The organism is Serratia sp. GW822-FHT06D09 (assembly GCF_058799515.1).
The window spans coordinates 651646-663723 of the sequence record NZ_JBXALO010000003.1 but is presented as its reverse complement, the minus strand read 5'-3'; the positions used below and the strand labels follow the sequence as shown (position 1 = coordinate 663723).

The window sequence follows — 12078 nt, the reverse complement described above, 5'->3', positions numbered from 1 at the left end:
CGGTTTGTAGTAACATTATTTGTATCTCTACCAGCCGGGAGTCCCCCATGCACCATCTGATGTTAGACATAGAAACGCTGGACATAAAACCGAGCGCGGTGATCCTGGTGGTGGCCGCCGTGTTTTTCGATCCCCAAACCGGCCAACTCGGTGCCGAATTTGAAAATGCCGTCAGCAGCCAAAAAGATCAGCCAGGCAGAACCATCAACCTGGATACCGTCGCCTGGTGGGCCAAGCAGTCGGATGAAGCACGCAAGCTGGCGTTTGGCGGCACGGAGAGCCTCAAGCGCACGCTGACCAATTTGAGTCGCTTTATCCATATGAACAGCACTGACCAGGTTAAAGTCTGGGGCAATGGCAAGGAGTTCGACTGCACTATCCTCGAGCATGCCTTTCAGCAACTGGACATGCCCTGCCCGTGGAAGTTTTGGGACACACAGGACGTGCGTACGGTGATCACTCTGGCCGAATTGCTGGGCTTTAATCCGAAAAAAGAACGGGCATTCGAAGGCACACCGCATCGTGCGCTGGACGACGCCAAACATCAGGCCCGCTACGTGGCGGATACCATCTCCGCACTTTACTATCGCAAAGCCGCGTCGCTATGATTCCAGCAAGTTAGGCATGCCGAAGGTCGGCCGACGTTTTGCCCCTTTCCATTTATCGCCAGAGTCTCTACTCTAGCCCTCTTTGTCACTCGGATGTGCTGTTTTTGTTATGCAAAAATTTCTGTTTCTGCTCCTTAGCCTGGTGCTGCTCGGCCCGCTGGGTATCGATCTTTATCTGCCAACTATCCCGGCCATCGCTCTTGGCCTTAACAGCAGTGAAGCGCTGATCCAGTCCACCATTTCACTGTTCATTTTGGTGCTGGGTCTTGGGCAGATTATCGCCGGGCCGCTGGTGGACAACTACGGCCGCAAACCCGTAGCGCTGGCCGGTATCGTCATCTACATGATTGGTGCCGCCATGGCCGCGCTGGCCACCACACCGACGGTGTTCGTCGCTTCACGTTTGCTGCAGGGCGTAGCGGTCTGCTGTACCGCCGTTGTGGCTTTTAGCGGCGTGCGCGATCGGATGAACGGCGACGACGCGGCTCGCGCCTTCGGCTTCCTCAACGGCACACTTAACATTATTCCCGCACTGGCCCCGCTGCTGGGTGGGTTACTGGCGGAAGCCTTTGGCTGGCGCGCACCTTTCTGGTTCCTGGTGTGTTATGCCCTGGCCGTGCTGGTGTTGATCGCTCTGCGCCTGCCGGAAACCCGCCCGGCAGACACGGTGCGTGTTAAAGGTTTACCGGTACGCCAATATGCTCGCATCCTCAAAGATCGCCGTTTTCTGTCCTTCGCCGTGGTCAACTCCGGCGCGATGGGTATGGCATTGACCTACGTCTCGCTGGCACCCAACGTGCTGATGGGCACCGCCGGCCTCACGCCATTGCAATTCTCTCTGGTGTTTGGTGCCAACGGTTTTTGGATCATGCTGGTGAGTTTCTTCGCCAACCGCATCATTCACAAGGTGGGACGCCCGGTGTGCCTGGCAACCGGGGGAATTCTGATGGGTATCGGATGCGTAGGCCTGCTGCTCGGGGTTACCTGGCTTTCAGGCTCGGCGCAAACTCACTGGCTGGCCTATATGCTGCCCGTCGCCAGCGCCTGCGCGGGCTTAGCCTTCGTGATGGGCCCGGCGACCAGCTATGCGCTCGAGCCCTACTCCAACGAGGCCGGTGTCGCTTCTGCACTGGTAGGTTTTGTGCAGATGGCCGGCGGCGCAGGCCTGGGTCTGTTGGCGATGGCGCTGCCGTTGCAGCCCAAGCTGTCGCTGGCGCTGGTGATGCTGGTAGGTTGCCTGCTGGCGCTGCACGCACGGCAGCGCAGCAAGCAAATCAAGGGGCAACTGAAGAAAATTGCCTGAGGCTCAGGCCTCGGTAACGATAGGCACTCTGGCGGCCAACGCCGTCAGCAATTCATAGCCCAGCGTGCCTGCCGCGGCAGCGACATCGTCAACCGGCAGGCGCCGCCCCCACAATTCCACTTCCGCACCGATATCGGCGTGCGGGCAGGGCGTCAGATCGACCGCCAGCATGTCCATCGACACCGTACCCAGCGTTCGCGTCAGCACGCCATCCACCCAGACCGGCGTGCCCGTTTGCGCATGGCGCGGGTAGCCGTCTGCATAGCCGCAGGCTACCACCCCGATGCGTTGTGCACCTTCGGCGCGATAACGCCAGCCATAGCCAACCTGATCGTTCCGTTTTAGCGTTTGAATCCCAATAATTTCGCTGCTCAAGGTCATCGTAGGCTGCAGCCCGCTGTCAGCAATATCCTGCGATTGGCCGCTCGGCGAAGCGCCATAGAGAACTATGCCCGGCCGCACCCAACTGCAATGGGTTTCCGGATGCCACAAGGTGGCGGCAGAGTTGGCCAGACAGCGCTGCGCATTAATGCCCGCCGCCGCTGTCTTAATGGTCGCCATCTGCGCTTCGACGCCCTGTGGACCGTCGGCGGTGGCGAAATGGCTCATTAGCGTCAGGCTGGCAATATTGCTTATCTGCTGAGCTTTCAGCCAAACGGCGTGCAACCGCTCTGGGGCAAACCCCAGACGGTTCATGCCGCTGTTCACTTTCAGGTAAACATCCAGCGGTGCCGATAGTTTGGCTTCGGCTATCGCCGCCAGTTGCCAATCGCTGTGCACCGAGGTCGTTAAACGGTAGCGATCCAGCAGGGCTAAATCCTGCGCTTTGAAAAAACCTTCCAACAGCAAGATCGGTCCTTGCCAACCTGACTCGCGCAGCATAATCGCTTCGGCGAGATCCAACAGGGCAAAACCATCCGTTTGCGCCATGCTACGCCAAACATGTTTAATGCCATGACCATAAGCATTGGCCTTGACCACTGACCAGACTTTGGCACTTGGAGCACAACGACGGACCACTTGCAGGTTATTTTCAAAGGCGCCAAGGTGCAGCGTGGCGGTAATCGGGCGAGGCATGGGAACTCCTACGGGCCTGCGAATGCGGTCACGGACCTACGTCCGCGACCGCAACATTGTCTAATTAAGGTTTTTAACGCGCGTGATGCACATCATTCAAGGGCGCAGTGTAAGCGCTGCGAAATCCGGCGCTGTAGCGCGCTACCGCCAGGTCATCTGACGGAATAGCCGGCGTGATGCCGGAAATCAGATCGGAAAGCAGCTGGCCAGAACCACAGGCCATTGTCCACCCCAGCGTGCCATGCCCGGTATTCAGGAACAGGTTTTTCAGCGAAGTCTTGCCGACAATCGGCGTACCGTCCGGCGTCATCGGACGCAAACCGGTCCAGAAAGTAGCTTCCTCTACCCGCCCACCGTTAGGGTAAAGATCGCGTACCACCATCTCTAGCGTCTCGCGGCGTTTTTGTTCGAGCTGGGTATTAAAACCGACAATTTCCGCCATGCCACCGACGCGAATACGCTGGTCGAAACGGGTGATGGCGATTTTGTAAGTTTCATCCAAAACGGTCGAGAATGGTGCCGCGGCCTCATCCGTAATGGGAATGGTCAGTGAGTAGCCTTTCAACGGATACACAGGGATCGAGACCAGATCGCGCAGCAGCGCGGTGGAATACGAACCAAAGGCCACCACGTAGCTGTCGGCCTTGAAGATCTCCCCGCCACATTGCACGCCGCTGATTTTATCCCCTTCCACCAGCAGGCGATCGACGCTGCGGTTATACAGGAAAGTCACGCCCGCTTGCTGGGCCAGTTTGGCCAACTGCTGGGTGAAGAGTTGGCAATCGCCGGTTTCATCATTTGGCAGCTGCAGACCGCCGGTCAGCTTATGCGCCACCTGCACCAGCGCAGGTTCGACGGTGGCCAGTTGACTGGCTTCCAACAGTTTGTAAGGCACGCCGGCGTCTTCCAGCACCGCGATGTCCTTGGAGGCGCTTTCAAACTGTTGCTGAGTGCGAAACAGCTGCAGCGTACCGCCCTGACGGCCTTCGTACTGAATACCGGTTTCCTGGCGCAACGCTTTGATGCAATCGCGGCTGTATTCCGCCAACCGCACCATGCGACCTTTGTTGGTCATGTAGTGTTCGGTGTTACAGTTTTTCAGCATCTGCCACATCCAGCTCAGTTGGAAACGGCTGCCGTCCAAACGAACCGCCAGCGGCGCATGGCGCTGGAACATCCATTTGATCGCCTTCAACGGTACGCCAGGCGCAGCCCACGGCGCCGCATAGCCCGGTGAGATTTGCCCGGCGTTTGCCGCGCTGGTTTCCATGGCCGGACCAGGCTGACGGTCGATTACCGTCACCTCATGCCCCGCCTTCGCCAAATACCAGGCACTGGCAACGCCCACCACCCCACTACCTAAAATTACCACTCGCATCGCTGACTCCAGCTCAAGGCTTCACAAAGCATAATCTTCTGCTCACAGGAAATTAACTCAGTGGAAAAATCCGTCCAACATCTTCATCATCAAACGTGACAACATTCACAATTAATTTATCGTTCATGGCCGGTTCTTTTGCAATAGCTACCTATAAATAGCGATAAGATGTTGTCAAAGGCAGATTAATGAGCGAAACGGCCCCTATTATGCTGTCATTGACAGCATTGAGAGCACTAAGAAAAGCTACGACGCGCAACAAGGTTTTAACAGAACATAAAAATGAAACAGGCCCACAGAAACAGAATAAAAAACCACTAAAAAGCCATTTCATCGAGATAACATTTCATACATATCCGCAGCCGCTTCAGCAGAAAAAACTCGCCGTAAAATGCCCCTGTCGTCTCCTGAAGCGGGAAGGCGATGTCAGATCGTTGAATTTTTAAGCTTTATATCATTATTACCTCTGCCCAGATTGAGCTACGATTGATCTAGGGTCTGCCGTTCGAGCAAGGTCCGTAATAACGAGGGTGCGCTGATGACTACTTCAACACATGAAAAGGTCAAGGAAGATAAACGTCTGAGCGATGGACCGGACTGGACGTTCGAGCTGCTGCAGGTGTATCTGGAGCACATCGATCGCGTAGCCAAACATTACAAGCTCGATACCTACCCGCATCAGATCGAGGTGATTACCTCAGAACAGATGATGGACGCCTATTCGAGCGTCGGCATGCCGATTAACTATACCCATTGGTCATTCGGTAAAAAATTCATTGAGACCGAGCAGCGCTACAAACATGGGCAGCAGGGGCTGGCCTATGAAATCGTCATCAACTCCAACCCTTGCATCGCCTACCTGATGGAAGAAAATACCATCACCATGCAAGCGCTGGTCATGGCGCACGCCTGCTACGGCCACAACTCGTTTTTCAAAAATAATTACCTGTTCCGCAGTTGGACCGACGCCAGTTCGATCGTCGATTATCTGTTGTTCGCCCGCCACTACATCAGTCAGTGCGAAGAACGCTACGGCGTTGAAGAAGTGGAGAAGCTGCTCGATTCCTGCCACGCGCTGATGAACTACGGCGTGGACCGCTATAAACGCCCGCAGAAGATTTCCCTGGTCGAAGAAAAAGCCCGCCAGAAGAGCCGCGAAGAGTACCTGCAAAGTCAGGTCAATACGCTGTGGAAGACCCTGCCGCGGGTAGAACGCGAAGAGGCGCCTGAACAAGCGCGTCGCTATCCAAGCGAGCCGCAGGAGAACATCCTCTACTTTATGGAGAAAAATGCGCCGCTACTGGAACCCTGGCAGCGTGAGGTGCTGCGCATCGTGCGCAAAGTGAGCCAGTATTTTTATCCGCAAAAACAAACGCAGGTGATGAACGAAGGCTGGGCGACATTCTGGCACTACACCATCCTCAACCATCTTTACGATGAAGGCCGGGTGACCGAACGCTTTATGCTGGAGTTTTTGCACAGCCACACCAACGTGGTGTACCAGCCGCCTTACAATAGTCCTTATTACAACGGGATTAACCCTTACGCGTTGGGCTTTGCCATGTTCCAGGACATCAAGCGCATCTGTCAGTCGCCGACCGAAGAAGATCGCTACTGGTTCCCGGACATTGCCGGTAAAGACTGGCTGGAAACGCTGCACTTCGCCATGCGTGATTTTAAGGACGAAAGTTTTATCAGCCAGTTCCTGTCCCCGAAAATCATGCGTGACTTCCGGCTGTTCACCGTGCTCGATGACGACCGCAATAACTACCTGGAGATTGCGGCGATCCATAATGAGGCGGGCTATCGGGCGATCCGTCAGGAGCTGTCGGCGCAATATAACCTGAGCGACCACGAGCCGAACATTCAGATCTGGAATGTGGATTTGCGCGGCGATCGCTCATTGACGTTGCGTTATATTCCACAAGACCGGGCGCCGCTGGACAAAAGCCGGCGTGAGGTGATGAAACACCTGCATCGCCTGTGGGGCTTCGACATTATTCTGGAACAGCTCAACGAGGATGGCAGCGTCGAGCTGCTGGAACGTTGTCCGCCGCGGCCGACTCCGCTGTAGGATTTAGTGACCATGACAAAGGGGCGCCACTGGCGCCCCTTTTGCGTAATGCGAGAGGTGAAACTAACGGCGGGCTTCGGTCAGATCGCTCGGCATGGTGCCTTGCATGCTCTGCCAGATGGCCCCGCTGTCTTTACCGTAGTTACGCACGCAATCCATCACCTGATCGTACGACTTTTCATGGCACAGCGTCGACAGCTTGCTGTAGAAAGTCAGCGCCAGCTTGCGGGACTCCGGATTTGAGAAGTAGTAACGACCGACACGGGTGTACAGGCCTTTGAGGCCGTTGAAGATCAGACCGTAAATCGGGTTGCCGGAAGCGAATGCGAGACCGCGGAAAATTTCGTAGTCCAACAGGTTGAAAGCGTCCGCCTGATCTTCCACCTGAGTCGCTTTCGCCAAGACTTCCTGAGCAGCCTCAGGATGATTACGCACCGCTGCGCGAATAAAGATTGCGGCAATATTGGTACGAACCGACAGCAAGTTGTCGATCAACTGTGGAACACTTTTGTGATCGAGGCGTGCCACCGTCTCAAGAATATTGAGGCCGGATGTTTCCCAGAAATTATTTACTTTGGTCGGTTTGCCATGCTGAATGGTCAGCCAGCCATCACGGGCCAGGCGTTGTAAAACTTCGCGTAACGTGGTGCGCGTAACACCAATCAATTCTGAAAGCTCACGCTCCGCGGGCAAAATAGAGCCAGGAGGGAAGCGATTATTCCAGATACTCTCGATAATGTATTCTTCCGCGAAACCGGCAGGACTCTGCGCCTTTATGACCATGTGTTTGACGTTCCGTAGCGACGATAATCTGTAATAGTAGTCGGCTGATCATACCAGATCGCCTTGGCATGACATAGCGTGAGCGAAAAACATTAAACGAAAGTGTGCATAAAGTGGCAAAAAACGTGCAAAAACACCGCGTCAGAGAAATTTCACGTCGTAAAGCAAGCCCGTATTGCTTCTGCCCCTGCGGCATTGTTAGGGTAATATGTGACAACTTATTTTCAGGACGTGTAACGCATAATGGAAACGACTTTACGCAGTGCCCTGGTGAAAAACTTCCTCGGGCAATCACCTGACTGGTACAAACTGGCCATCCTCATCTTCTTGTTGGTCAATCCGCTGGTTTTCTTCCTGGTCGATCCCTTCATCGCGGGTTGGCTACTGGTCATCGAATTTATCTTCACGCTGGCGATGGCGCTGAAGTGCTATCCCCTGCTGCCGGGCGGCCTGCTGGCCATAGAGGCGGTATTGATCGGCATGACCAGCCCCGATCGGGTGGGCGAAGAAATTGCCCATAATCTGGAAGTCCTGCTGTTGCTGATCTTTATGGTGGCCGGCATCTACTTTATGAAGCAGCTACTGCTGTTCGTCTTCACCAAGCTACTGCTCAATATTCGCTCTAAAATACTGCTGTCTTTAGCCTTCTGTTTTGCGGCGGCATTTTTGTCCGCCTTCCTCGATGCGCTGACGGTGGTTGCGGTAGTCATCAGTGTCGCAACCGGTTTTTATTCGATTTACCACAACGTGGTGTCGAACCCATCCGGCGGCGCTGCCGACGTCAACGACGACAGCAACCTGGTAAGCGACGATAACAAACAGACGCTGGAGCAGTTCCGCGCCTTTTTGCGCAGTCTGCTGATGCATGCTGGTGTCGGTACCGCGCTGGGCGGTGTGATGACCATGGTGGGCGAACCGCAGAACCTGATTATCGCCAAAAGCGCCGACTGGGGCTTTGTCGACTTCTTCCTGCGCATGGCGCCCGTCACTTTACCGGTATTGATCTGTGGTCTGCTGGTCTGCCTGCTGCTTGAGCGCTTCGGCGTCTTCGGCTACGGAGCAAAACTCCCGGAGCGCGTGCGCGAAGTGCTGACAGAGTTTGACCGCCAGGCGACTGCCGGGCGCAGTAAGCAAGAGCAGGTCAAATTAGTGGTTCAGGCACTTATCGGCGTTTGGCTGATTGTCGCCCTGGCCTTCCATCTGGCAGAGGTTGGCCTGATTGGCCTGTCGGTGATTATCCTCGCCACTTCCCTGTGTGGCGTAACCGATGAGCACGCCATCGGCAAAGCCTTCCAGGAGGCCTTGCCCTTCACCGCCCTGCTGACGGTATTTTTCACCGTGGTGGCAGTGATCATTGAGCAACACCTGTTTACCCCGGTGATTCAATTCGTTTTGCAGGCGGAACCCTCTTCCCAACTTTCGCTGTTTTATCTGTTCAATGGCTTGCTGTCTTCAGTATCCGACAATGTGTTCGTCGGTACGGTTTACATTAATGAAGCGCGCGCCGCATTTGAAAATGGCGCCATTTCCCTGAAGCAGTTTGAAATGTTAGCGGTCGCCATTAATACCGGGACCAATTTGCCGTCGGTCGCCACGCCGAATGGCCAGGCCGCCTTCCTGTTCTTGCTGACCTCCGCACTGGCCCCCCTGGTACGTTTATCCTATGGGCGAATGGTATGGATGGCATTGCCTTATACTGTGGTATTAACCCTGGTTGGTCTGTTGTGCGTACAGTTCACCCTGGCGCCCGTGACCGACCTGCTGACCCAGTGGCATTGGCTGACGCTGCCGTCGCTCGAAGCCGCTGCACACTAACCCTGTAAACCCGCTCCGCTGTCAGCGACTATTTTTGTGCTGAATCCGGCTCAGGTGGCTGGCAGCGGGGTTGAATTGGTTTACACTGCCAGTTCAATTGCTTACTGCATGGAAGAATAAATATATGTTGCAATTCTTTAACCGCTGCTCACAGGGGCGCGGTGCTTGGCTGTTGATGGCCCTGACTGCGCTGGCGCTGGAATTAGTCGCACTCTACTTTCAGCACGTAATGCTGCTGCAACCCTGTGTCATGTGCATTTACGAACGTTGCGCGCTGTTTGGTATTCTCGGCGCCTCGCTGCTGGGTGCCATCGCGCCGAAAACGCCGCTGCGTTATGCCGCTATTCTGCTGTGGATTTACAGTGCCTGGGAAGGCCTGCAGCTGGCATGGAAACACACCATGATCCAACTACACCCTTCGCCGTTTAATACCTGCGATTTCTTCGTCAGCTTCCCGTCCTGGCTGCCGCTGGACAAATGGCTGCCTGCGGTGTTCCACGCATCAGGCGACTGTTCGGTACGCCAATGGGAATTTTTGACGCTGGAAATGCCGCAGTGGCTGGTCGGCATCTTTGCAGCTTATTTGTTGATTGCTATCGTTGTGCTGCTGGCACAATTTGTCCGCCCACGCCGCCGCGATCTGTTTGGCCGCTGAGCATGACAGCATGAAAAACGGCGCCTCAGGGCGCCGTTTTTCATCGAGTGACTGATGATCTTCAGAGGTAATGCGAGATTAGGTATGTGTAAGGTAATAAACGAGCACTATTAGTGCTCCAGCTATGGCAAACAGGCGTATCATTTTCATTATTTTACTCTCGAAACTTAGCGTGAGAGCGCTCAAACTACCTAACATCAGGTTTAAAAAGAAGCATCTGGGCAGGATTTGACGCGTAATTTACATAACATTAAGTTAGAAGAGTAAAATGTCTTATCTACGAAAGCCTCGCTTCACTTTTTCGGTCTTACCTCATAAAAATACTGGCGCAACGATTTTCCTCGCCACTCACTTCATACAAAAAAATTCATCATAGCGATGCATTATTGCATCGATATTTTGATGAAGTTTTATCAGAGAATCCCTATAATATCCGCAAGTTAATATTTAACGATTTCCCTGGTGTTGTTGTGTGTCTTGCCCCTCATCTTTGCAGGGGCTTTTTTCCTTATCTCGCCCAGCTCGGTTTGTTCAAGATGTGATCCTGCCAGTCCACCACTTCACTTTCCCGCACCGCAATATGCCGTACCGTAATACGCTCACCGTGCATCGCAGCTTTAGAACCGCTGACCAGCGGGTGCCACGCAAACAGCGGCTTGCCTTCACCAATCAAACGGTATGCGCAGGTCGGCGGCAGCCAATCGAAGGTGGTAAGGTTTTCACGCGTCAGTTTGATGCAGTCCTCTTCCAGCTCAAAGCGGCGCTCATAGTTGCGGCACTGGCACGACTTAATATTCAGCTGGTTACAGGCTACGTTGGTGAAATAAATCTCGTCGGTATCTTCGTCGATCAGCTTATTCAGACAGCATTGCCCACAACCGTCGCACAGCGATTCCCACTCTTGTTCTGACATTTCCGCCAGCGTTTTTTGTTGCCAAAAAGGGGTTTGTGACATGTTCGCGTCCGGTATAGGTAAATGAATAGATAACCTGCAAGCAGGTTTTGAGGGTGCACTATATAGATATCCCAGCCAAATGGAAAGGCTGAAAACACAATATAATCATAGCGATAACAATATGTTCGCTTAAAAAAAACGCTATTTAAAACAACGATATTCAACATTTTCGGCCAGTATTATCAGGCCGTTACCCTTGATGCTTAAAGGGATAAAACACACCAGGCATATCGTCTAATTATACGTACAAAACTCAGGTCTATCATCCTTTCGTTTCCCCCTCATCCATATCCCTGTTCATCATTATTCACGGATAAGATTCATCTCATAAAGCACATTTTGCCGCCAAGAAGCGCATATCCCTGCTATGTTTAATGTTCGCCTTTTGAATGAAGATAAGGAACCAAGTATGTTTGGGAAAGCAGAAGACAAAGTAAATGAAGCTGCCGGCGCCGTTGAAGAAGCTTTTGGTAAAGCAACGGACTCACCGGATCATCAAGTCAAAGGCGCAGCCCGCAAATATGCCTCTCAGGCCAGTTACGCGGCTCGAGATGCTGCCGATACGGTGCGGACTCAGGTTGAATCTAACCCACTGGCTGGCGTAGCCATCGCCGCCGCCGTCGGGATTGTTTTCGGTTTCTTGCTGGGCCGTAAATAAGCGTTTTGACCTATCGTCACCGAAAAAAAAGGCCCTGCGGGGCCTTTTTTATTGCGCTTTATCCAGGTTTCAAATCACGCGTGTGGTCAGTGATTTACCGTTGAGGGTGACTTTCAGCATGTCGCCAGAGCTCATCGGGCCGACGCCTTGCGGCGTGCCGGTAAGGATAATGTCGCCTGCGCGCAACGTGAAAAAGCGGCTCATATAGCTGATCAGCGGCAGGATCGGCGTGATCATGTCACGAGTATTGCCTTGTTGGCGCACCTGGTCATTGACCGTCAGGGACAGCTCCGCATTTTGCGGATCGCCAAACTCCGCTACCGGTATAAACCCGGATATCGGGCAAGAACCGTCGAAACCCTTGGCTTTTTCCCAAGGCTGCCCCGCCTTCTTGAAGCCCGCCTGCAGTTCCCGCAGCGTCAGATCAAGCGCAACACCGTATCCGGCGATGGCACGCGCCACGCGATCTTCATTAGCCTGCTTTAGCGGCGTACCGATCAGCACAGCCAGCTCCACTTCATGATGTACCGAACCAAACTCTTTGGGGATCGCCACCGGCTGGCGAATATCGCACAGCGCCGTTTCAGGCTTGATAAACACTACCGGCTCTGCCGAGGTTGCACTGCCCATTTCCTTGATGTGATCGGCGTAATTACTGCCGACGCAAACCACTTTATTTACCGGAAAATCAAGTAATGAACCCTGCCAGTCTCTATGTTGATACATACCGCCTCTCCCTACAATCATGTAGGGGCTTAGCATGCTAAGCCCG

12 protein-coding genes are annotated in these 12078 nt (G+C 53.9%); 7 read left to right on the top strand and 5 right to left on the bottom strand.

The features are described from left to right. Window positions 1-47: 47 nt before the first annotated feature. Window positions 48-608, top strand: coding sequence for a 3'-5' exonuclease (locus tag AC1RKG_RS10870; RefSeq protein ID WP_115058663.1), 561 nt, complete (start codon window positions 48-50; stop codon window positions 606-608). A 109-nt stretch (window positions 609-717) separates the two neighbouring features. Next, window positions 718-1911, top strand: a complete 1194-nt coding sequence (locus tag AC1RKG_RS10865) for a multidrug effflux MFS transporter (protein WP_020827230.1) — start codon at window positions 718-720, stop codon at window positions 1909-1911. 3 nt (window positions 1912-1914) lie between these two features. On the opposite strand, the gene dadX is transcribed toward AC1RKG_RS10865, so the two are convergent. Together dadX and AC1RKG_RS10855 are read right to left on the bottom strand one after the other, a co-directional pair. Next, complete coding sequence (gene dadX / locus AC1RKG_RS10860; RefSeq protein ID WP_258089573.1) at window positions 1915-2988, bottom strand: catabolic alanine racemase DadX; 1074 nt, start codon at window positions 2986-2988, stop codon at window positions 1915-1917. 73 nt (window positions 2989-3061) lie between these two features. Then, a complete protein-coding gene (locus AC1RKG_RS10855; protein ID WP_493182983.1) occupies window positions 3062-4366 on the bottom strand; it encodes a D-amino acid dehydrogenase in 1305 nt (434 codons plus the stop codon). A gap of 188 nt (window positions 4367-4554) precedes the next feature. Here AC1RKG_RS10855 and AC1RKG_RS10850 point away from each other — a divergent pair, with 188 nt between their 5' ends. Beyond that, window positions 4555-4812: a hypothetical protein gene (locus tag AC1RKG_RS10850; RefSeq protein ID WP_493182981.1), complete on the top strand. Its 258-nt coding sequence runs from the start codon at window positions 4555-4557 to the stop codon at window positions 4810-4812. Window positions 4813-4904: 92 nt separating this feature from the next. Further along, the gene (locus AC1RKG_RS10845) at window positions 4905-6440 is read left to right on the top strand and encodes a SpoVR family protein (protein ID WP_020827233.1); all 1536 of its coding nucleotides are present in this window, start codon (window positions 4905-4907) and stop codon (window positions 6438-6440) included. Between the two features lie 63 nt (window positions 6441-6503). Here AC1RKG_RS10845 and fadR read toward each other — a convergent pair whose 3' ends face one another. Next, on the bottom strand, window positions 6504-7223 hold the full coding sequence (fadR, locus tag AC1RKG_RS10840; protein WP_020827234.1) for a fatty acid metabolism transcriptional regulator FadR: 720 nt from the start codon (window positions 7221-7223) through the stop codon (window positions 6504-6506). Between the two features lie 243 nt (window positions 7224-7466). Here fadR and nhaB point away from each other — a divergent pair, with 243 nt between their 5' ends. Both nhaB and dsbB read left to right on the top strand, forming a co-directional pair. Further along, on the top strand, window positions 7467-9038 hold the full coding sequence (gene nhaB / locus AC1RKG_RS10835) for a sodium/proton antiporter NhaB (protein ID WP_020827235.1): 1572 nt from the start codon (window positions 7467-7469) through the stop codon (window positions 9036-9038). 124 nt (window positions 9039-9162) lie between these two features. Next, window positions 9163-9693, top strand: coding sequence for a disulfide bond formation protein DsbB (gene dsbB / locus AC1RKG_RS10830; protein WP_020827236.1), 531 nt, complete (start codon window positions 9163-9165; stop codon window positions 9691-9693). Between the two features lie 508 nt (window positions 9694-10201). Here the strand turns inward: dsbB and ycgN are convergent. Further along, window positions 10202-10648, bottom strand: coding sequence for a cysteine cluster protein YcgN (gene ycgN / locus AC1RKG_RS10825; RefSeq protein WP_020827237.1), 447 nt, complete (start codon window positions 10646-10648; stop codon window positions 10202-10204). A 409-nt stretch (window positions 10649-11057) separates the two neighbouring features. Between ycgN and AC1RKG_RS10820 the strand changes: the two genes are divergently transcribed. Continuing rightward, the gene (locus AC1RKG_RS10820) at window positions 11058-11306 is read left to right on the top strand and encodes a CsbD family protein (RefSeq protein ID WP_012145476.1); all 249 of its coding nucleotides are present in this window, start codon (window positions 11058-11060) and stop codon (window positions 11304-11306) included. Between the two features lie 69 nt (window positions 11307-11375). Here the strand turns inward: AC1RKG_RS10820 and AC1RKG_RS10815 are convergent, their stop codons facing one another. Beyond that, a complete protein-coding gene (locus tag AC1RKG_RS10815; RefSeq protein ID WP_044551811.1) occupies window positions 11376-12032 on the bottom strand; it encodes a fumarylacetoacetate hydrolase family protein in 657 nt (218 codons plus the stop codon). Between the last annotated feature and the right edge of the window lie 46 nt (window positions 12033-12078).